General features: G+C 40.2%; 17 protein-coding genes. 12 read left to right on the top strand and 5 right to left on the bottom strand.

Features of this window, described 5'->3' with window-relative positions; all coding sequences use genetic code 11:
* The first annotated feature begins 4 nt into the window (after positions 1 to 4).
* Positions 5 to 529: a hypothetical protein gene (locus HWV00_RS11240; protein ID WP_211681235.1), complete on the top strand. Its 525-nt coding sequence runs from the start codon at positions 5 to 7 to the stop codon at positions 527 to 529.
* 75 nt (positions 530 to 604) lie between these two features.
* On the opposite strand, the gene HWV00_RS11235 is transcribed toward HWV00_RS11240, so the two are convergent.
* On the bottom strand, positions 605 to 1,093 hold the full coding sequence (locus HWV00_RS11235) for a MarR family winged helix-turn-helix transcriptional regulator (protein ID WP_211681233.1): 489 nt from the start codon (positions 1,091 to 1,093) through the stop codon (positions 605 to 607).
* Between the two features lie 100 nt (positions 1,094 to 1,193).
* Here HWV00_RS11235 and HWV00_RS11230 point away from each other — a divergent pair, with 100 nt between their 5' ends.
* Entirely contained in the window at positions 1,194 to 2,462 is a 1,269-nt protein-coding gene (locus tag HWV00_RS11230; RefSeq protein ID WP_211681231.1) for a multidrug effflux MFS transporter, read from the top strand.
* Between the two features lie 92 nt (positions 2,463 to 2,554).
* Here the strand turns inward: HWV00_RS11230 and HWV00_RS11225 are convergent, their stop codons facing one another.
* A complete protein-coding gene (locus tag HWV00_RS11225; RefSeq protein ID WP_211681229.1) occupies positions 2,555 to 2,974 on the bottom strand; it encodes an HPP family protein in 420 nt (139 codons plus the stop codon).
* A gap of 393 nt (positions 2,975 to 3,367) precedes the next feature.
* Between HWV00_RS11225 and HWV00_RS11220 the strand changes: the two genes are divergently transcribed.
* Positions 3,368 to 3,802 (top strand): TM2 domain-containing protein, encoded by a 435-nt coding sequence (locus tag HWV00_RS11220; protein ID WP_255554497.1) that lies wholly within the window; start codon positions 3,368 to 3,370, stop codon positions 3,800 to 3,802.
* Between the two features lie 15 nt (positions 3,803 to 3,817).
* Here the strand turns inward: HWV00_RS11220 and HWV00_RS11215 are convergent, their stop codons facing one another.
* Positions 3,818 to 4,684, bottom strand: coding sequence for a DNA replication terminus site-binding protein (locus tag HWV00_RS11215; protein ID WP_211681226.1), 867 nt, complete (start codon positions 4,682 to 4,684; stop codon positions 3,818 to 3,820).
* A 173-nt stretch (positions 4,685 to 4,857) separates the two neighbouring features.
* Positions 4,858 to 5,799 carry a LysR family transcriptional regulator gene (locus tag HWV00_RS11210; RefSeq protein WP_211681224.1) on the bottom strand — a complete coding sequence of 314 codons (942 nt, stop codon included), beginning with the start codon at positions 5,797 to 5,799 and terminating at the stop codon, positions 4,858 to 4,860.
* Positions 5,800 to 5,985: 186 nt separating this feature from the next.
* On the opposite strand from HWV00_RS11210, the gene HWV00_RS11205 reads away from it, so the two are divergent.
* Together HWV00_RS11205 and HWV00_RS11200 are read left to right on the top strand one after the other, a co-directional pair.
* Positions 5,986 to 6,180, top strand: coding sequence for a hypothetical protein (locus tag HWV00_RS11205; RefSeq protein ID WP_211681222.1), 195 nt, complete (start codon positions 5,986 to 5,988; stop codon positions 6,178 to 6,180).
* Positions 6,180 to 7,394 carry an MFS transporter gene (locus HWV00_RS11200; RefSeq protein ID WP_211681220.1) on the top strand — a complete coding sequence of 405 codons (1,215 nt, stop codon included), beginning with the start codon at positions 6,180 to 6,182 and terminating at the stop codon, positions 7,392 to 7,394. The genes HWV00_RS11205 and HWV00_RS11200 overlap by 1 nt, the downstream gene beginning before the upstream one ends.
* A 240-nt stretch (positions 7,395 to 7,634) precedes the next feature.
* On the opposite strand, the gene HWV00_RS11195 is transcribed toward HWV00_RS11200, so the two are convergent.
* Complete coding sequence (locus HWV00_RS11195; protein ID WP_211681218.1) at positions 7,635 to 8,006, bottom strand: hypothetical protein; 372 nt, start codon at positions 8,004 to 8,006, stop codon at positions 7,635 to 7,637.
* Positions 8,007 to 8,554: 548 nt separating this feature from the next.
* Here HWV00_RS11195 and HWV00_RS11190 point away from each other — a divergent pair.
* The 7 genes from HWV00_RS11190 (at position 8,555) to HWV00_RS11160 (ending at position 22,951) form a co-directional block, all read left to right on the top strand.
* Positions 8,555 to 9,073, top strand: coding sequence for a GNAT family N-acetyltransferase (locus HWV00_RS11190; protein WP_211681216.1), 519 nt, complete (start codon positions 8,555 to 8,557; stop codon positions 9,071 to 9,073).
* 128 nt (positions 9,074 to 9,201) lie between these two features.
* Positions 9,202 to 9,444: a DUF6868 family protein gene (locus tag HWV00_RS11185; RefSeq protein ID WP_211681214.1), complete on the top strand. Its 243-nt coding sequence runs from the start codon at positions 9,202 to 9,204 to the stop codon at positions 9,442 to 9,444.
* A 6-nt stretch (positions 9,445 to 9,450) separates the two neighbouring features.
* On the top strand, positions 9,451 to 9,918 hold the full coding sequence (locus HWV00_RS11180) for a GNAT family N-acetyltransferase (RefSeq protein WP_211681212.1): 468 nt from the start codon (positions 9,451 to 9,453) through the stop codon (positions 9,916 to 9,918).
* Positions 9,919 to 10,255: 337 nt separating this feature from the next.
* Positions 10,256 to 10,765, top strand: a complete 510-nt coding sequence (locus HWV00_RS11175; RefSeq protein WP_211681210.1) for a hypothetical protein — start codon at positions 10,256 to 10,258, stop codon at positions 10,763 to 10,765.
* A 216-nt stretch (positions 10,766 to 10,981) separates the two neighbouring features.
* Positions 10,982 to 11,383, top strand: a complete 402-nt coding sequence (locus tag HWV00_RS11170; protein ID WP_211681208.1) for a thioesterase family protein — start codon at positions 10,982 to 10,984, stop codon at positions 11,381 to 11,383.
* A gap of 762 nt (positions 11,384 to 12,145) precedes the next feature.
* Positions 12,146 to 20,101: a type I polyketide synthase gene (locus HWV00_RS11165; protein ID WP_211681206.1), complete on the top strand. Its 7,956-nt coding sequence runs from the start codon at positions 12,146 to 12,148 to the stop codon at positions 20,099 to 20,101.
* 165 nt (positions 20,102 to 20,266) lie between these two features.
* Complete coding sequence (locus HWV00_RS11160; protein ID WP_211681204.1) at positions 20,267 to 22,951, top strand: PfaB family protein; 2,685 nt, start codon at positions 20,267 to 20,269, stop codon at positions 22,949 to 22,951.
* The last annotated feature ends 47 nt before the right edge of the window (positions 22,952 to 22,998 follow it).

Genomic DNA, 22,998 nt, shown 5'->3' with positions numbered 1-22,998 from the left:
CGAAATGGAATCGCCTCTAAAAGAAGTCATGTTTGAATACGTTCCAAGCACGGAAGAAGTTGAAACGTTACTACAACGCACCCCTGGTGCTAAAATTAATATTGCGAATACTAAGCAAGCCTGTGATATAAGCCAAATCAAGCATTTAACACATTATGGCCACAGTATTAATGGTATCAATATCGAAATAGATCTGTGTGAAGAATCAGAGTTAGAACCTTTGTGGTCCTTTCTTGAACTGGATTTTTTGCGAATCAGTTTTTCGAGTGACGAAGTACTAGAAGATGACTTTAAAGGCTTTTTAACTTGGTTGGAAAATGCAGATAAATTGGAAGCTTTATCATTAGAAACGCAGCCAATGCACCATGAAAATGGTCTTCACTTATTGTCGATTTATTTTGCGTCGTCGAAGAAATTTCCTGTGTCATTATTTATTAAGCATAAGATTGGTCCGAGAACTATCCCTCAATTACCTGCATTACAGGTATTTCATCATGCGAATGTTGAAATGACCAAAGCTGCTTTTTAAGCAGGCTTCACAGTTTAGAACTCACTAGTATTAACTGGAATGGTGCCGGATTTGTATTATCCAGCACTATTTACTTTATTGTTCATGCTTATCTAAAATACGCTGCATAAATGAATCAAGTTGCTGTAATTCATCTGCAGATAGTACATCAAGTACATTCCTTTCTTTTTGATGTAATCGTGGCATGACTGCCTCAATCAATTCCTTACCCGTACTTGTTAATTGCACTAATTTACTGCGCTTGTCGTCAGGATTATCAATTCTTTCAATTAATTCAGCTTGGGTTAACCGATTTAATACCTTGGTGAGGCCACCGGAGCTAAAGATCATTGATTGATATAGCGAGGTTGGCGATAGACAGTAGGGTACCGGACTACGTCTTAATGTGCTGAGCACACTAAATTCAGCACGTTGTAAATCATAATCCTGAACATGCGTTTCCATTTGATGGTGGAATAGGTTGCTGACACGGAGCAATCGCAGTAATGCAGGGGAAACCGTACCAGCGCATTCTGGCCAATGTTCGCCCATTGCTTCTAATATTTCATTAATGCTATTCGTCATTACTTCGTTCCCTATAGTTTAACAGCTTTGATAATATATCTTGCCAGAAAGGTAAAGTCCAGATACTATCTTTCTAGAAAGATAAATGAGAGGCGTTAAAATGACACAAAGCAATGTATCCACGCTCACAAGCAGTGAGCTAAAAACAGCTAACAGAAAAATGAACAAAACGGACAGCAGCGGCAAAATGAACAAAACATTAATTTTGACGCTGGCAGCAGTATTTGCATTAACCCCTTTTACGATAGACAGTTATTTACCAGCGATACCAACAATGGCGAATGCGATGGGCGTCGATATCTCATTAATGTCGATAACTGTGAGTTTATATATCTTCGGGTTAGCGATAGGGCAGTTAATTGGTGGCCCTTTATCGGATAAAAAAGGCCGTGCTTTTGCGATGGTCGCTGGACTTGTGGTATTCGCGATAGCAAGTTTGTTATTAACAACAGCCAATCAGATTGAAGTGCTGTGGTTATGGCGCGTTATTCAGGCTATTGGCGGCGGCATGGCCGTTGTTGGAGTGCCTGCGACAATCCGAGATACAGCCAGTGGTAAAGAGGCGGCCAAACTGTTCTCATTAATTGCATTGATTATGATGATTGCCCCTTCTATCGCACCGACAGTTGGTACGATTATAATGTCGTTAGCTGATTGGCGTTGGATCTTTTACACACTTGCGCTGATGGCTGCGTTAGTTGCGATATTAGTCATTCTATTTATGCCTAAGCAAATCAAGAAAGTCTCTCCGACGTTACACTCAGATGAAAAACAGCAAAAGGGTGGCTTGTTATCAGTATTTAGTGAAAAACGCGCTCTAGGCTTTATGGTAGCACAAGCATTTGCTTATTCAGTGATGATGATATTTTTAACAAATGCCGCGATGATGTATATGGAAGTGTTTGGTCAAACTCCCCAGCAGTTCTCATTTTTGTTTTTTGCCAATATCTGTGGCTTGGTTGTTGTTAACCGCGCAAATACCTTTTTATTGTCGCGATTTGAGCCTGAAACCCTATTAAGAAGTTTCTTATGTTTACAGGTATTCGGAGGCACATTACTGGTTGTTGCATCTATCGTGACTCCTGACTCTTTATATATTGCAGTGACTGGTTTTGTGATTGCTATTGCCGCGAATGGCGCTGTTATTTCAAATGCGAGTACCTGTTTTATGAAGCATTTTGGGCATAATGCAGGTTCTGCGTCTGCTGTTTTAGGTGCGACACAATATACTGTAGGCGGTTCGATAAGTGCGTTATCTGCATTTATTGGTGCTGGTTCAGTACAGCCTGTTGTTATTATGATGTTACTTTCATCTGTAACAGCACTGGTTGGGGCGAGCGTTGCAGTGAGATATTCTCGTGATAAATAATGGCATTATGCGTAAATAGGTAAGCAAGCAAAGCAGGCTGATAATAATATTATTATCAGCCTCATTCTGGTCTCTCAAGCGGGTTGAGAAGATTAATGACTAAGTAGTTGCGCACATAACTTAACAAAATCAGATGATGTCACAATACCAGTGACTTTGTTCTGGCTATCGATCACAGGGAGGCAACCAAGTTTATTATCAATAAAATATTCCACAACTACTTTTAATGGCTCGTCTTCTGTTATCTTTTGGAAGTCAGTATCCATTAAATCTTCGATTAATTGACCTCGCTCTTTTCTGGCTAGAATTTCTGTACCGTATTTAGTGACCATTGAAATGATGGTACTGATCATTTTTTTGTGTGTGAGAATGCCCACCAATGTACCATCATTTTCAGAGATGACAGGTAGGTGACGAACACCTCGGGTTTGCATTAATTCATGGGCATCTTTTAAACTGGCTTTATGGCTAATACAAATAATATTTTTTGCCATTATGTCTTTTACTTTCATATTGCAACTCCGTATTATTACAACTATTTAACACACATTAATATAATTTGTATTGGTGAATCAAGTCCAAATTAATACTGTTAGATTTAAAATAAACATTAACATAGTAATATTTATTTCGTTCTTTTAAATTTAAGTTTAATAAATATAAATTATACTGAATAAGTAAAAAAATATCGAAATATACCAATTGCTTATAAGGTGTATATAAATACCACATTGTTATGATTTTAATTGAAATGGAGCTATCTTTATTGTTACGCTGTGCTTGAATATATAGAATACACTTTTTTATGTATGATTATTATTTGTGTATCAAAATGTAACCACCTGTCATTTTGGTTAAATTTATGTGATAATTTAGCTACTTAAAAAGCATTAACGGAGTTAGTAATGAAGGGATCAATCCTTAAGTTTGATATCGGATCTGAAGAAGGTGTTATTTCCGGTGAGGATGGATGTCGTTATATATTTGATATGACTCAATGGCAGTATAAGAATAACCCTGAGGTTGGTAATAAAGTTAATTTTATTATTGAATCTGGAAAAGTGGAATCAGCGACACTTATTACAACAGGTAAATCAAAGAAACTTGGCGCTGTGTTATTGGCTTTTTTCTTTGGTGTATTAGGCGCGCATAAGTTTTATTTAGGATATAACAAGGAGGGCATTTGTATGTTAGTACTTTTTGTTTTCGGTTATGTCTTCTTAGGCCTGCCATCAATGGTTATCGCGATGATTGCATTGGTTGAGTTTGTCATTTACCTGCTAAAACCAACAGAAGAATTTCAACAGGCCTACGTACTCGAAAGCCGACCTTGGTTCTAGCTTTTTAAATCATTATTATTTCATTAATCGCTCAATATTACGTCCAGTAAATGATCCTAAAACAATGTTCTTATTTTTGTCTGAACGCTGTTTTCGCACGTGCGAAGCGATAAATTCGCTGACTTCATTTGCCTCTATCACTTCTTTCTGTACGACAATAATAGGTAATGGCGCAGTGACTGTTTTTAGCCCACTGGCTCTGACAATATTTGCTGCTGGTTGTACTTTTACAGGGCGACGGATACGTAGTTCTTGCTCTGATGTTGTTGCAACTTTGTGATGGAGTTGTGTGAGTGCCAATTTATTATCAGGCGATGCCCTTTCTTGTTCACTGATTATTTGTCCGAGTAATTCTATTTTATTCGGTTGATGTAGCGAGTCTTTACGTTGCCAACTAAAACGAACTGATTTAACGAGCTCATCTTCTAGACAATGAATTTTACGATATAAATGAACAGTCATTACACCGGGACAGTTATCGTGGACTGCGCTGAATCGAGCTTGTCGCGTTTCGTTTTCTGTCACTACAGCATGTTCAATTTCTGCTTTCGTGGCGTTGATGTCACTAATACACTTGACGATTTCAGGACAGTTTTCCTGTGTCGGGTGCAGTTGAATTATGCCCACATAGCGACGCGCTGATTTTTGTGAAAACGGATGTTTGATATGAATATCTTGAAATGCTTCAGCGGCTAACTTCATCGCCAATAAGCCTGAACTTAATTCAGGTGTGATCTGTTTGATCGTTGCTTGCTCTTCTCCTTTAATGACTGGCGGAATTCGACTTACCAGCGCCATCATAGGTTCCGTTGCATACAGTAGCTTTTCTAATAAATTTAAGTCAGCGCTTAATTTGTCATACAAGCCTTTAATATCAGTCATCTTTAATCCTTTCTAGCGATTAATCTCGTTATGCTTTTAGCATAGTTATAAATAGACCATCATGCAATAGACCCCAAGGTTAGGTGATCGCTATGTGATCTGTGTTGATCGTTAGTTGATCAATCGTGTGGGTAGGACGCTAATGTCATCGAGCCTTACAGTATAAAAAACGGCTATAACAGTTCCATTTCTTGCACGCGTTTGTCTATTAACTTACCACATTGCTCTTTTAACAAATTGCGTAGCCATATTTGTGCCGCTGAGTGTTCACAGCGAGGATGCCAAATAAGTGAATATTCAAAGGGTTTAAATTCAAAAGGTAACGCTTTCACAACCAAATCATGTTTGTCTGCCATTAAATAGGCTAAATCAGCAGGAACCGTGATAATCAGTGGCATTGTATTAACAATCGCTAACGCAGCTTCTAAATGATAAGCCCGTAACACTGTTTTAGGTTTTTGATAGTCACTAAGCGCAGAGTCAATCAGTGCTTTCACGCCATCACTAATAGCAATCAATGCATGCGGATAAGTAAGATAATCAGTTAAGGTTAGCGCTTTGTCTGCAAGTGGATGGGAGGTTGATAACAGGCAAAAAACACTGACTAATCCTAATTTTTCGTGCACTAATGGCTCGATATTATGAGTAGGGCGACAGATAGCCATATCGACGCCTTCTGTTGTTAGTTGCCCCAGCATTTGTTCATGCTTAAGTGGAGAGAATTCCAATGAAATATTTGGCGCGTCTTCATAAATGCGCGGCAATGCATAAGGTAAAATTGTCTGCATTGCATAATCGGTAGTCGCGATAACAAAGTGTTGTTTGCATACTTTAGGATCGAAATGTGTAGGAGACAGTAACATTCGTAGTGATTCTAATGGTTCATTCACTGCGCTGCTTATTTCTATTGCACGTTGTGTGGGCTGAAGGTGTTGGCCTTGGCGAATAAAAAGAGGATCATTGAGTAGCTCCCTTAATCTTCCTAACACTCGACTCATCGCTGATTGACTTAAGTTAAGCCTGATTGCACTGCGCCTCACACTTCCTTCTTCTACCAAGACTTTTAACGCGACTAATAGATTTAAGTCCCGACGATAGACTTCTTCAAGCTCCATATTTACATCCAAAATATAACCATAAGCGCTTTATTATGGACAACAACGCAGAGACATCCAACATTTATTGAGTAATACAAATCTAATAGTTGCGTTTTATGCATGTATATTGTGATTTTTAATCATTTGTTTCATGTATTGCCTTTCTTTACTATCCAGCCTCTCTTAACTGCAATAGGAAACACAATGTTTTCACAATCACTTTTTGCACAGCTAATGCGTATGGCGGTGCTGCTCATCATTACACTTTATGGTGTACGGCAATATCAACCATTAATCGATTCATTAGCCAAACACGCAACAAGCGGTGGTTGTCACCAGCACTATTCACCTAAAAACGAACACCATCCACTTAAACACGAACATATGGAACATCATTAATGAGTATTTTTCGTTTTCCTCTTTTAGTTTGGGCAGGCATAGCCATATTAATTATCAGTTTAGGGATCAGGCAATCGTTTGGTATCTTCATGCTACCAATTTCAGACACGTTTAATACAGGACGTGAATTTTTTAGCTTTACCATCGCACTACAAAATCTGCTTTTTGGTGTGTTCCAACCTTTTGTTGGCATGGCCTCTGATCGCTGGGGCGCTAGACGCATTATTATATTGGGTACTGTGGCTTATGCTGCTGGCCTATATTTAACGTCACTCTCGACTGATCCAAGTTGGTTATATCTCACCCTCGGTACTTTGGTTGGGTTTGGGTTAAGCGCAACGAGTTACGTTGTTATTCTTGGCGCTGTTGCACGTGTTGTTCCAGCCGAGCACACTGCAAAAGCGTTTGGATTAACAACGGCTGCGGGTTCGTTTGGTATGTTTGCAGTGATACCTGGTGCGCAATCACTATTGAGTAACGTTGGATGGCAGAGTGCACTGCAAGTTTTTGCGTTAATGTGTTGTTTAATGATCGCGTTTGCGTCTTTCATCAAAAATAATAGCACTTCAGCTTCTACAGACTCACTTGTTGATGATTCACAGAGCTTAAGTGAGGCGTTAAAAGAAGCGTTTAATCATCGTGGTTATTGGCTTATTCACGCAGGCTTTTTTGTTTGTGGTTTTCATGTCATGTTTATTGCAACGCACCTGCCTAGTTATCTTGCAGATAAGGGGCTGCCTGTTGCTACTGCTGCAATGGCGCTGGCCTATGTTGGTATTTTTAATATATTCGGGTCTTACTTCTGGGGTGTGATGGGGGATAAGTTTAACAAGCGCTATGTTATGACATCCTTGTATTTAATACGCTCTGTGGTTATTGGTGCTTTTGTCGTTTTACCTGTGACTGTGGATACAGCGACTATTTTTGGTGCGGCTATTGGTTTTTGTTGGTTAGGCACGGTACCGCTTACCTCTGGTTTAGTACGTCAGATGTTTGGTGCTCGGTATATGTCTACATTATATGGGTTGGTGTTTTTTACTCATCAAGTCGGTAGCTTTTTAGGGGCTTGGGTTGGCGGGTTAATATATGACTATTACGGTTCTTACGATCCAATCTGGTGGTCAACCGTTGTAATGGCTCTATGCGCTGCGTTACTTCACTTTCCGATTAATGATCGGCCTGTGCCACGCTTAACTGGCGCGACAGTAACTTAAATATCTTGTAGTAAAAGGCCATGCGTTTGCATTGGCCTTTTTGTTATGTGCATTTTGGTAACGCAGTCTCGAATTATAAAAATACAATCAGTTGTATAGATAATCTTAAGTATGTTGTTATTTTTCAATGTGTTGTGTTTGTTTTGACGTTTTTAACAATGTAGGACGTGCAGCGGGCAAGTCCAATAAGAAATTTGTGCCTTACAAAGAATATAAAGCACAAATGCTAAGACGTTAGCTTTATTGCGCCCACTTCAATGTAAATTGATTAAAGTGACCTAATTTATTGAAAGCTTTAGGAAATAATATTGCTGCGGAAGTTTTGTTGACTACTTCGACAGAAACACTGTCCCCGAAAAATAGAACGCCTGTTTCTGCATCCTCAAAATTAAAGTTTTTTGTAGTTATATCTTCCTTCACTTTAATATTTTTAAATGTCTCAATAGAGACTTGTCCGTTTTCTGTATAACCAAAGCGAACCATAGAGGTAACACCTTTTAGGTCGTTTACTTTTGCACGCTCTACTTGTGAGTAGTCTGCATCCATAATAATACGGTCGTAACCGTAAGCTTTCTTGTGGTTAAAGTCGCGGGTATTAAGAGCCATTAGCATAGATGTATTTCCCATAATATTTTAAGGTATGGTATACCAACATAGTTAATAGGGCTATAAATAAGAATAGGTGTCGCGCAGATGAACCTTATTCGAATGTGAAGAAGTCCGAGCCTTTCTTTATATCGTAAATTATGAGTTTGTCTTGGTGGATATTTCGTCTTGGGATTAAACTCAAGACGAGCTAATTATGAACTTCAACACATTCATACTGTAGTGTTAGCGCTATTATGTTCAGTCTTTCGGGTGATGTCTACGTACTTAATTTAATGCTGACAGTAAGGGAGGTACACGAGAATAGCCATCAATTGTCGCTAGTCGTTTACCTTGTAGTATTAAATTGATAAGGTGTTGTTTATAATATGTATTAAACCTTTTTGGTGTGGATTATTCATACCGATGACTTCAATAAGGCACCGCTAAATGGTGATGCTATTGGTGTGGTTCAATTGTTTAATTTAAGAAACTAGATTGTGATAAAATTAATTTAGGCCGTGTTGCTCTTCGTCAACTTGAAGTACCAGAGGTATAAAGACTAAGGATAAGTCATGCAATTATCAGGACAAAGAATAAAGCTCTCACCATTCGATGAAACGGATAAGAATCTTTTTATTGAAATATCAATGTGTCCAAAAATGATGGAACATGTTTATGAAGCCTTCACATATGAAGATGCTGTAGCGGCGTTCGCTGCTAAATCACAGCCTTGGACTATGGAAAGTGACGGATGGCTATCATTAGGCATATCTGAAATCGAAACAGATCAAAAGCTGGGTAATATAGGTCTTAAAATTGTGAACCATGAAGCAAAAATTGCTGAGATTGGCTATATGATTAAGCTGGACGCTCAAGGAAAAGGCTTTGCAAGTGAAGCCTTAAACCTGATTAAGGATTATGCGCTCAATGGATTGGAACTTAATAAGCTAACAGCCACCTGTTCAGTTCAAAATATTGGGTCATTTAAACTGCTCGAAAAACTAGGCTTTGTTCGTGAGGGTTGTTTACAGCAAAACTCTTTAATTAGTAACAAGTACGTAGATGATTATGTCTATGGTCTGTGCAAGTAGTATTATAACAAACGGCTGAGTTTAGGCTAGTAAAATGGTCTACTATTTACTGATAAATCGTTCGTCAGCACACTCAGCTCATTTATTCGTAGGGTGTTATGTTTAACTACATTGATGGAGAATCCAATATGGATATTAATCAAATCACGACTTTCTTAGGGTGGTGTACTGTTATAAATATGGGGTTTTTAGCTTTCGCGGCAATATTTCTTTTAATATTTAAAGACTTGGTTATCAATATTCATAGTAAATTGACAGGTGTGAGCGCTTCCAAATTACCTGCGTTGTACTTTTCATACATGGCAAATTACAAGATTGGCATCCTCATGTTTAACTTGGTGCCATATATAGCATTAACCTTGATGGGTTAGGTCTTAATGACAATTATCGAGTACTCATCAAATCGAGCAAGAGAAGTTACGGACCTGTTTTTTATGTCAGTTCATGCTATTGACTCCTCTATTTATTCTGAAGAGCAGAAGATCGCTTGGGCTCCATCACCTATTGATTATCTCTTTTGGGAAAAAAGACTGGAGCTAAAAAGGCCATATTTACTGTTGATTAATAATCAACTTGCTGGTTTTATTGAATTAGAGTCGGATGGGCATATAGATTGTGCATACGTATCTCCAACCTTCCAAAGAAAGGGCGTAGCAACGAGGTTGCTTAAACATGTTATTAATGAGGCTAAGAATCAAAAATTAGAACGATTGTATGTTGAAGCATCAATTGTAGCAAAACCACTTTTTGAACGGTTTGGCTTTGTATTAGATAAAGAAAATAGAATAATTAGAAATGAAACCGTATTGAATAACTACTCTATGCACATGAAATTAAAGCACTAATATTTCATGTAATACCTATCCCTATCCCCTTAACGCCATGCTAACTGTTTACTAAGAGCTGCGCTATTTAACTTGTTATTAATACCTGACGCTAATATACTCAATTATAGTTATCTTTAATATATCTAGTGAAAACAGAGGTGTTCTATGGGAACAATTGTAGGCATGTTGGTTTTAGCGTTCATAGGCTACTTAGTGCAAAAAAATACAGGATTACCGTTGCACAAATGGATTTCGAGTAAATACCAAATCTACTTAGATTCTAAAGATAAGAATAAATAGCTCATCTTTACTCGTCTACTTACTAGATCGGGTTATGCTAACGATAGGATTTTGTATGTTAAAAGTGTTACTTGTTGTAAGTACTATTTTCCTTATACAAGGGTGCGCTAGCTTAGGCCCCGATTTACCTTCTGCTCAAGAGATGGTTTCGCCCCAAGCTGGTGAAGCAAACTTGATTATATCCACTGGTGCATTAGAAACTAATTTATCGTTTTCTACTTACTTGATTCTGTATCGTGAAGACGATGATAGTGTTGTTGATGCATATATCAATTTAGATTATCCATTTAAATCACACTTTACTTCACACCATGGTCAGCTGTATTACTTGCAACTACAACCTGGAAAGTATTGTTATAAGTTCGGTTCTGGTAATCCATATTTTACTATTACAGAAAATGTTACGGGCTGCACAACGATTGATGAAGGTTCTGTCACTTACGGTGGAGAAATATTTATCACAGGGGGCTATATCCAAGTTAATGATCAATTTAATAGAGATATGGAACGGTTGAAAATTGTAGAGACTTCTGTAGATAAGAGAATATTCAATATAAATAAGTAACGTGGCGTCATGCCTTACAAGAGATAACGGACGATGAATTCAGAATTGATAAAATAGATGTCGTCGTTCTATATATGGTTGGACCATATGACAAGTACGCCAACTTATACGTTAACACTATTTTCCCTGTGTTATACTCACGCCTCATTTAATTATAAAAATCTATTCCTATCCTGCATCTGTTTCCAATACCTGACTCAATGGATTAATTCAGTAATGACTAAAATATATCACCACCCAGTACAAATTTATTATGAAGACACTGATCACTCAGGGGTTGTATATCATCCTAACTTTTTGAAATATTTTGAGCGTGCCCGTGAGCATGTTATCAATAGTGATCTATTGGCGACGCTGTGGAATGAACGGGGTTTAGGCTTTGCGGTTTATAAAGCAAACTTAACGTTTCAGGACGGGGTCGAGTTTGCTGAGGTTTGTGATATTCGAACCTCTTTTGTGCTTGATGGTAAATATAAAACCATTTGGCGTCAGGAAGTGTGGCGCCCAAATGCGACTCGGCCTGCTGTTATTGGCGATGTTGAAATGGTGTGCTTAGATAAGGAAAAACGTTTACAACCAATACCTGATGATGTACTCGCTGCAATGGTTACGGCATAACACCTCGCTTTATCCGCTTAAATTAGTACTCATTATCATTGAAATAATGGGGCTTATCATGCCTCATTATATAACTCCTTCTCATAAACACTCATGACTCACAGTCTCTTCTACTGTTTATCCACGCTTTTACCTTGTTTTAACCCGCTAGAATACGGTTAATAAATTGAGTATTTAGTCTACTTATCGCTAATTTTGATTTACTTATCCCGTCTATATGTAATGAAGTGTAAGTTTTTATTTATTTAACATTCAATTAAACTTACAAATGTAAGCTAAAGTTGTGATCTTCACCTATATTATTCTAAAAAACATATATGTTTTTTATTTATCATAAAGATCAAAAGTAGCTTAAATGTGACGAATTTATACTGATATGTCGTTAAATTATTACGAATAGGCATCAAATTGTAGATAAAACATGATGTCTTATTAGTTATCTTTAGCGCTATCGTGGTCTGATGAGAACGGTATATATGCCTATTCAGTTCATTTGTAGTGGTTTTTAAAGCTGTGTATATTATTGCGAATATAAACTATAGGTATTAAAAGCTTTAACTTTAGAGTTTAGTTTCTAATGTACTGGAATAAAATTTAAAAAACTAAATCTACCGAATCCATTTTTGTTAAATGGGATTGCGGTAGATTTTTTTCGCTTTCTAAGAGTACACTTGTACGCTCAAGTATAACTTGGTGTTCAAATGAACATTTTAATGCGCATTGATTTTAGTGCAAAAAGATCCTTACAGGAGCAATTACACAATGGCTAAAAAGAACACCACATCGATTAAGCACGACAAGGATGTGTTAAGTAGCGACGAGCAACAATTAAATTCACGTTTACAAGAATGTCCTATTGCCGTCATCGGTATGGCATCTGTTTTTGCTGACGCTAAAAACCTTGATGAATTTTGGGATAACATCGTCGATTCTGTGGATGCCATTATAGATGTGCCTAGCGATCGCTGGAACATTGATGACCATTACTCCTCAGACAAAAAAGCAGCAGACAAAACGTACTGCAAACGCGGTGGTTTCATTCCCGAATTAGATTTCGACCCGATGGAGTTCGGCTTACCGCCAAATATTTTAGAATTAACAGATATCGCTCAACTGCTATCGTTAATTGTTGCCCGTGATGTATTAAGTGATGCTGGTATTGGTAGTGATTATGACCATGATAAAATTGGTATCACGCTCGGTGTCGGTGGTGGTCAGAAACAAATCTCGCCGCTCACTTCTCGCTTGCAAGGGCCAGTGCTAGAGAAAGTATTGAAAGCCTCTGGTATTGATGAAGATGATCGTGAAATGATCATCGAGAAATTCAAAAAAGCTTACATAGGTTGGGAAGAGAACTCATTCCCAGGTATGTTAGGTAATGTTATCGCGGGCCGTATTGCCAATCGTTTTGATTTTGGTGGTACTAACTGCGTAGTGGATGCGGCATGTGCTGGTTCACTCGCTGCAATCAAAATGGCGATTTCAGACTTATTAGAATACCGTTCAGAAGTGATGATCTCGGGTGGCGTATGTTGTGATAACTCACCATTCATGTATATGTCATTCTCAAAAACACCCGCATTTACAACCAATGATGATATTCGCCCATTTGATGATGACTCAAAAGGGATGCTGGTTGGTGAAGGTATTGGTATGCTGGCGTTCAAGCGTCTAGAAGATGCTGAACGTGACGGCGATAGAATATATTCAGTGCTTAAAGGTATCGGCACATCTTCCGATGGTCGTTTTAAATCTATTTATGCACCACGTCCAGATGGTCAAGCTAAAGCACTTGACCGCGCATATAAAGATGCAGGCTTTGCACCCGAAACATGCGGATTAATTGAAGGTCATGGTACTGGTACTAAAGCGGGTGACGCGGCTGAGTTTTCTGGTTTAACTAAACACTTTGGCGCAGCCAGTGAACAGAAACAGCATATCGCTTTAGGCTCGGTTAAATCTCAAATCGGGCATACAAAATCTGCGGCTGGTTCTGCTGGCATGATCAAAGCAGCATTAGCACTGCACCATAAAATTCTTCCTGCAACGATTCATATTGATAAACCAAGTGAAGCGCTGGATATCAAAAACAGCCCGCTGTATTTAAACAGTGAAACACGCCCTTGGATGCCTCGCGAAGATGGTATGCCTCGTCGTGCAGGTATTAGTTCATTTGGTTTTGGTGGTACTAACTTCCACATCATTTTAGAAGAATATCGTCCGAGTCATGATAGCGCTTACCGATTGAATTCGGTGCCACAAACTGTGCTTGTTTCTGCGACAAACCAACAAGGTATTATCGCAGAGCTAAATAACTGGCGTACGAAACTGGCTGTAGAGGCTGATCTTCAGGCATTTGCGTTTAACGATTTAGTGACTACTTGGCCGTTGAATACGCCATCAGCAGAGCAAGCGCGTTTAGGTTTTGTTGCGCGTAATGCGAATGAAGCCATTGCGATGATTGATGCGGCGCTGAAACAATTTAGCGTTAATGCAGATAAAGCAACATGGTCAGTACCAACGGGTATTTATTACCGTCAAGCAGGTATTGATGCGAACGGTAAAGTTGTAGCGCTATTCTCTGGTCAAGGTTCGCAATATGTGAACATGGGCCGTGAATTAACCTGTAATTTCCCAAGCATGATGCACAGTGCGGCGGCAATGGATAAAGAATTTAGTGCTGCTGGTTTAGGTCAATTATCAGCAACCACTTATCCTATTCCTGTATATACCGACGCAGAACGTAAGGTACAAGAAGATCAATTACGTTTAACGCAACATGCACAACCCGCGATTGGCTGCTTTAGTGTTGGTTTATTTAAAACCTTCCAACAAGCAGGCTTCAAAGCGGATTACACTGCCGGTCACAGCTTTGGTGAGTTAACCGCATTATGGGCTGCGGGTGTATTTAGCGACAATGATTACATGATGTTGGCGCGTAGTCGTGGTCAAGCAATGGCTGCACCAGAACAACACGATTTTGATGCGGGCAAAATGGTGGCTGTCGTGGGTGACCCGCAACAAGTTGCAACCATTATTGATCCGATTAATGATGTTTCTATTGCTAACTATAACTCGAATAACCAAGTTGTTATTGCGGGTTCAAGTACACAGATTGCTGTTGCGATGACAACGCTGGGTAATGCTGGTTTCAAAGTTGTGCCATTACCGGTTTCCGCTGCGTTCCATACGCCATTAGTTGGTCATGCTCAAAAACCATTCGCTAAAGCGGTTGATAACGCGAAGTTTAAAGCGCCAACAATCCCTGTCTTTGCGAATGGCACTGGCTTAGTGCATTCAAGCAAACCGAATGACATTAAGAAAAACCTGAAAAACCATATGCTGGAGTCAGTCCATTTCAATCAAGAAATTGACAATATCTATGCAGATGGTGGTCGTGTATTTATCGAATTTGGTCCGAAAAATGTATTAACTAAATTAGTTGAAAACATTCTTGTTGATAAATCCGATGCGGTTGCGATTGCTGTTAATGCCAATCCTAAGCAACCTGCTGATGTGCAAATGCGTCAAGCTGCTCTGCAGATGGTTGTGTTGGGTGTCGCGTTAGAAAATATTGACCCGTATGATGCGGTTAAGCGTCCACTCGCTGCGCCGAAAGCATCACCGATGTTAATGAAACTGTCGGCTGCATCGTATGTGAGTCCGAAAACTAAAAAAGCATTTGCGGACGCACTAACGGATGGCTGGACAGTTAAGCAAGCTAAAGCAGTTCCTGTTGCTGTACCTCAACCGCAAGTGATAGAAAAGATTGTTGAAGTAGAGCGGATTGTCGAAGTCGAAAAAGTTGTCGAAGTTGAAAGAATCGTTGAAGTAGAGAAAATTGTCTACGTTAATGCGGATGGTTCACACGCAACGACTAACAATGCAGTTACTAACAACGCAGTTGCTAACAGTAGTGATGCTGATCTTGTTGCTTCAATTGAGCGTAGTGTTGGTCAGTTTGTTGAACATCAACAGCAATTATTGAATGTGCACGAGCAGTTTATGCAAGGTCCACAAGACTATGCGAAAACAGTTCAAACAGTACTTGCAGCACAAACAAGCAACGAATTACCAGAAAGTTTAGATCGTACTTTGTCTATGTATAACGAGTTCCAATCTGAAACTCTGCGTGTACATGAAACGTATCTGAACAGTCAGACGAGTAACATGAATAGCATGCTCAACAGTGCTGAATCTAATCAGATAGCTACACCTGTTGAAGCAATATTGACTACACCACAACAGCCAGTACAAACTGCCTCACCAGTAACTCCGGTAGTTGCTGATAAGGTTGCAAGTCCTGTTGCGGTTACCCCTGTTACTCACGCTGTATCTAATACTGCTCCTCGTGTAAGCAATAACGCCGCTGTTGCAGTTCAGACTGTCGAGCTAGCGCCTACACTTGTGAATACACCAGCTGTAGTGATAGCGCCAGCCTTGGTTGCTGTTGTGACAGAACCTGTTGTAGCGTCAGTTGCAGATATTTCAGTAGTAGCGAGTATCGATGTCGCAACTATCAACAAAGTAATGTTAGAAGTTGTGGCTGATAAAACCGGTTATCCAACAGATATGCTTGAATTGAGCATGGATATGGAAGCTGATTTAGGCATCGATTCTATCAAACGTGTTGAAATCTTGGGCGCTGTACAGGAACTGATCCCAGATCTTCCTGAGCTTAACCCTGAAGATCTTGCTGAATTGCGCACGCTTGGTGAAATTGTTGATTACATGAACGCTAAAGCACAAGCCGTATCTCCACTAACTACTGCAACAAATGCAACAAATGCTCCAGTAACATCAGCACCAGTTGTAGCTGGTATTGATTTAGCTCATATCCAAAATGTAATGCTGGAAGTGGTTGCAGATAAAACGGGTTATCCAACAGGCATGCTTGAACTAAGCATGGATATGGAAGCTGACTTAGGTATTGATTCAATCAAACGTGTTGAAATTTTAGGTGCAGTGCAGGAGATCATTACTGATTTACCTGAGCTTAATCCAGAAGACTTAGCTGAATTGCGTACCTTAGGTGAAATCGTTAGTTACATGCAGAGTAAGGCGCCTGCGGTAGAAGTTGCACCAGCGGTAACGACTGTTGCGACAAGTACTGCGGTTGCTAGCTCAACGCCAACTATCGATTTAAACCACATCCAAACAGTAATGATGGATGTTGTGGCTGATAAGACTGGCTATCCAACAGACATACTCGAACTGGGCATGGACATGGAAGCTGACTTAGGTATTGATTCAATCAAACGTGTTGAAATTTTAGGTGCAGTACAGGAAATTATTACAGATTTACCTGAACTAAACCCAGAAGATCTTGCAGAATTACGTACTCTAGGTGAAATCGTTAGCTACATGCAGAGCAAGGCTCCTGCAGCAACTACTATTTCGACAGACGCAGCAGTTGCTAGTTCTACACCGACTATCGATTTAAACCACATCCAAAACGTTATGATGGAAGTGGTTGCAGATAAAACGGGTTATCCAGTAGACATGCTTGAACTCGCTATGGATATGGAAGCTGACCTTGGTATTGACTCAATCAAACGCGTAGAAATCTTAGGCGCAGTGCAGGAGATCATTACTGATTTACCTGAACTAAACCCAGAGGACCTTGCTGAGTTACGTACTTTAGGTGAAATCGTTGCTTATATGCAGAGCAAGGCGCCTGCAGCTGTTGTTGTAGAAAGTGTTGAATCATCAGCGGTCGCTGAAGCTACGCTTGTAACAGATAGCGCAACGGCACCTGCTATTGATTTAGACCGTATTCAAAACGTGATGATGGACGTTGTTGCAGACAAGACTGGTTATCCAGCAAACATGCTAGAACTGGCAATGGATATGGAAGCTGATCTTGGCATTGACTCAATTAAGCGCGTAGAAATTTTAGGGGCAGTACAGGAGATCATTACTGATTTACCTGAACTAAACCCAGAAGATTTAGCTGAGCTTCGTACTCTAGAAGAAATCGTACTTTATATGCAGACTAAAGCCATGCAAAGTACAGCGACTGACGGCGCAGCTAACGCTGTAGCTGAGGCAGCTGTTTCAGATGCGTTCATGAATGACAGTGTTGCAACTATCACGGCTGCTGTAGAAGCAAAAGTGGAATTTCAACCAGCACCGAGTGCAACTGTTGCCATTTCTCCACTTAGCTCAGTCACTAAAATCAGCCATGATGCTAAAGGTGCTAACGCCTTAATCGTCGCTGATGGTAGTGATAATGCAGTGCAATTAGCGGAGCAATTAATTCAATCTGGCTGGAATGTAACAGCATTACAACCGTCTTGGATTACTGCAACGAATACGCAAGCATTTGCTAAAGCAGTGAATGTAGTGACGTTAAACGCGGTTGATGAAGCTGAGGTTAACGACATCATTACTGCCAACGCACAGCTTGATGCGGTTATCTACCTGCATGCAAGTACTGAGATTAACCATATCGAATACCCGCAAGCGTCTAAGCAAGGCCTAATGTTGGCGTTCTTATTAGCTAAATTGAGTAAAGTTACTCAAGCAGCGAAAGTGCGTGGCGCCTTTATGGTCGTGACGCAACAGGGTGGTTCATTAGGCTTTAGCGATGCAACTAATAGCAGCAATACAGACCTAGTACAAAGTGGTTTAAACGGCTTAGTTAAAACACTATCTCACGAATGGGATAACGTATTCTGTCGTGCTGTTGATATCTCTTCGAAAGTCACTGCACAGCAAGTTGCAAGTCTTGTTAATGATGAATTGCTTGATGCAGATACCACGCTAACTGAAGTTGGTTACCAACATGCAGATAAAGGCGTTGAACGTATCACGTTAACTGGTGTAGCAACTGATAGTTATGCACTAACAGCTGGTAATAATATCGATGCTAACTCGGTATTCTTAGTCAGTGGTGGTGCTAAAGGTGTGACGGCACATTGTGTTGTTCGTATCGCTAAAGAATATCAATCTAAGTTCATCTTATTGGGACGTTCAAAGTTCTCAACTGACGAACCAAGCTGGGCAAATGGCATTACTGATGAAGCGGCGTTAAAGAAAGCTGCGATGCAGTCTTTGATTGCGGCAGGTGATAAACCAACACCGGTGAAGATCGTACAGTTAATCAAACCTATCCAAGCTAATCGTGAAATTGCACAAACATTAACAGCAATTACCGCGGCTGGTGGCCAAGCTGAGTATGTTTCTGCTGATGTCACTAACCAAACCAGCGTACAAACGGCAGTGAAACCTGTTATTGCTAAATTTGGTGATATCACTGGCATCATTCATGGCGCTGGCGTTTTAGCTGACCAATTCATTGAGCAAAAAACACTAAGCGATTTTGAGTCTGTTTACAGCACTAAAATTGATGGTTTGTTATCGCTGTTATCAGTAACTGAAGCAAGCAACATCAAGCAATTGGTATTGTTCTCGTCAGCAGCTGGTTTCTATGGCAACCCTGGTCAGTCTGATTACTCAATTGCCAATGAGATCTTAAATAAAACCGCTTACCGTTTTAAATCATTGCACCCACAAGCACAGGTTCTGAGCTTTAACTGGGGTCCTTGGGATGGCGGCATGGTAACACCAGAGCTAAAACGTATGTTTGATCAACGTGGTGTTTACATTATTCCTCTTGATGCAGGCGCTCAGCTATTACTGAATGAATTAGCGGCTAATGATAACCGTTGTCCACAAATTCTAGTGGGTAATGATTTATCTAAAGATGCTAGCTCTGATGAAAAGTCTGAAGAGAAGGGTGCTGCTGTAAAAAAGCCACAAGTTAGTCGTTTATCAGATGCTTTAGTTATTAAAAGCATCAAAGCGACTAACAGTAGCTCTTTGTTTAATAGTGATATTCAGGACGATCATTTTCAAGTTAACGACAACAGCTTCTTAGCTGATCACATGATTAAAGGCAATCAGGTATTACCTACGGTATGCGCGATTGCCTGGATGAGTGATGCAGCACAAGCGACTTATAGTAAACGAGACTGTGCATTGAAATATGTCGGTTTCGAAGACTATAAATTGTTTAAAGGTGTGGTTTTTGATGGCAATGAGGCGGCGGATTACCAAATCCAATTGTCGCCTGTGACGACTGCTTCCGTGCAAGACGAAGTAGTCCGTATTGCGGCAAAAATCTTTAGCCTGAAAAGTGATGGTAAACCTGTGTTTCATTATGCTGCGACAATCTTGTTAGCTTCTCAGTCATTGGGTGCGGTGAAGGTTCAACTTACGGCATTAACTGCGAATGTTGTTGTGGATGCGAATGGCCATGTTAGCGATGAAGCACAAGCCTTATACAGCAATGGCACCTTGTTCCATGGTGAAAGTCTGCAGGGTATTAAGCAGATATTACGCTGTGACGAACAGGGACTATTACTGGCGTGTCAGGTCGCGGATATTGCGGTTACTAAGCAGGGTGAATTCCCGTTAGTAAATAACAATATCTTTGCTAATGACTTGGTTTATCAGGCAATGCTGGTATGGGTTCGTAAGCAATTTAACTTAGGTAGCTTACCTTCTGTGACAGCAGCTTGGAGTGTATATCGCGAAGTGGCTATTGATGAGTTGTTTTATCTGCAACTTAACGTTGTTGAGCATGATCTGTTGGGTTCACGAGGCAGTAAAGCCTGTTGTGATATTCAATTGATCGGTGCTGATATGCAATTACTTGCAGAAATTAAATCAGCGCAAGTCAGTGTTAGTGACATTTTGAATGATATGTCTTGAGGCTGTACCTGTAAATATATAAATAATAACTGTAGACGTCATGGTTGCATGGCGTCTATTTTCTTCATTGTTTTTAACAATATTAATAGCTAAAAGTTGTTGGTTTAAATTAGGGGCACCAGCGCTTTTAGCTATTACTATTCCAAATAGGATATTAAAGAGAATATGACGGAATTAGCTGTTATTGGTATGGATGCTAACTTTAGCGGACAAGACAATATTGACCGTGTTGAACGTGCTTTTTATCAAGGCACTAATGTAGGCACTATTGATAAGTTAGATTGTACACCAGAGACAGTATTAAACTGTACAACGGAGACCGTTTTAAACTCGGTGGCGCTATTGGCACAAACTAATCAGTTAGATATAGCTGATATAGCTGTATTGCTAATGGCTGACAGCAGCAGTGATAATGCGTTACTCGTAAAACAAATGGCAGAACAAGTCACTCAGCAGTGTGCAAGCTGTGAACTAATTACAGACCTAGGCCAAGCACTAAAGCAAGCTACAGATTTGGCAAATAACCAAGATTGTGCTGTCGCTGTTATCGGTATTAATAATGCCAATAATTCGGCAAGTACAGATACTGATCCTGCAGAGACCCCTGCGGCAACCATCAGCTTTGATGAAACCTTTAGTGGTTATGTCAGCGTAACTGGTATCGCCAGTTTACTTATCTCATCAACCGCTTTTGCTAGTGCGCATCAATGTTATGTATATGCCAATATTAAAGGTTTTGCCCAGTCCAATGTGAACTCTCAGCTAAGTAGTGAAAACACAGAACTGAGTGCTGAAAGCTCTGTGCTTAATATAAAAACGATTAGCTCGACTGCAAATACAGCATTACAGCAAGCAGGAATTAGCGCAGAGCAGGTTGGTTTATTAGAAGTCTCGGCAGATTCTAAAGCGGAATTGGCGTTATCTGAAAGTCAGGGTTTAATGTCTGCTTATAACCATACGCAAACTTTACATACAGCATTAAGTTGCGCACGCAGTGTGACTGGTGATGGTGGGTGTTTCTCGCAGGTTGCTGGCTTATTAAAATGTGTCATTAGCTTACATCAACGTTACATTCCTGCGATTAAAGATTGGCAGCAGCCCCACAGCACACAAATGTTACAGTGGCAGGCTTCGTCATTTTATATGCCTGTTGATGCTAGACCTTGGTTTCCGCATGTAGATGGTAGCGCGCATGTTGCTGCTTATAGTTGCGTTATTCACTCTTCATCAGAACCGTCATCAGGACATGGCTATTGTCACATCGTGTTACAAGAACATGTCTTAGAAGACAATTTTTTACAAGATAAGCAGGTTCAAAGTACTGTTCAAAGCCATTCATCAAATGATGTGCGCAGTAATGGTTATTTTGCATCGAGCGAGTTAGCACTGGTTATTATTCAAGGTAATAGCGAAGCGCAATTACGCAGTGAATTAGAGACTATTGCTGGGCAACTAAGTATTACCGAAATTAAGCAGATTGCCGCAGATTGTTATGCCCGCACTGATGCTGACAAGCTATATAGCGCGGTACTTATTGCCGAAACAGCTGAAGAGTTAAGCAAAGAGATTACGCAGGCGTTTGCTGGTATCAGCAGTGTGTTTAATGAAGATACCAATGAATGGAAAACCCCTAAAGGCAGCTATTTCACAGCGCAGCCGGCTAATAAAGAATCTGCAAATAACGAGTTTGATAACAGCACACAGAATGGCGTGACCTTTATGTACCCAGGTATTGGTGCTACTTATGTTGGTTTAGGCCGTGACCTGTTTCATTTATTCCCACAGATTTATCAGCCCGTTGCCGATTTAGCTGATGACATCGGTGCCAGCCTGAAAGATACCTTACTTAATCCGCGTAGCATTGCTCGCCATAGTTTCAAAGAACTAAAGCAACTGGATCTGGATCTTCGCGGCAACCTAGCCAATATTGCTGAAGCAGGTGTTGGTTTTGCTTGTGTGTTTACCAAGGTATTTGAAGAAGTATTTGCGGTTAAAGCAGACTTTGCCACGGGTTATAGCATGGGTGAAGTGAGTATGTATGCAGCACTAGGGTGCTGGCAGCAACCGGGACTGATGAGCGCGCGCTTGGCGCAATCAAATACCTTTAATCATCAACTTTGCGGCGAATTAAGAACTCTGCGTCAGCATTGGGGCATGGATGATGTTGCCAATGGTACGTTTGAGCAGATTTGGGAAACCTATACCATCAAGGCGACTATTGAACAGGTAGAAATAGCAGCCGCAGATGAAGATCGTGTGTACTGCACCATCATCAATACGCCAGATAGTTTATTACTGGCGGGTTATCCAGAAGCTTGCCAGCGTGTGATCAAAAAGTTAGGCAAGCGCGCGATGGCATTAAATATGGCCAACGCGATCCACAGTGCCCCAGCTTATGCCGAATATGACCACATGGTTGAGTTATATCATATGGATGTCACTGACCGTATTAAAACAAAAATGTACTCAAGTTCATGTTATTTACCTATTCCGCAACGCAGCAAAGCGATTTCACACAGTATTGCTAAATGCTTGTGTGATGTGGTGGATTTCCCACGTTTAGTGAATACCTTGCATGATAAAGGTGCGCGAGTATTCATTGAAATGGGCCCTGGACGCTCATTGTGTAGCTGGGTAGATAAGATTCTATTGTCTGACAAGCATAAAAATAACGAACAACAAGACAATCGCCATGTTTCCGTACCCGTGAATGCCAAAGGCACTAGCGATGAACTGACTTATATTCGCGCCATCGCTAAATTAACGAGCCATGGTGTGAATTTAAATTTAGATAGCCTGTTTAATGGTTCGATTTTGGTCCAAGCAGGCTACGCGAAAGCGAGCAAATAATTTACAACAGATAGATTGTTCATATAAATAATCCAGACGGAGTGTGC

Origin of the sequence: Moritella sp. 24 (assembly GCF_018219155.1) — a bacterium.
Lineage (GTDB): Bacteria > Pseudomonadota > Gammaproteobacteria > Enterobacterales > Moritellaceae > Moritella.
Note: the sequence above shows the minus strand (reverse complement) of the source record. Positions and strands in the feature narration are given on the sequence as shown.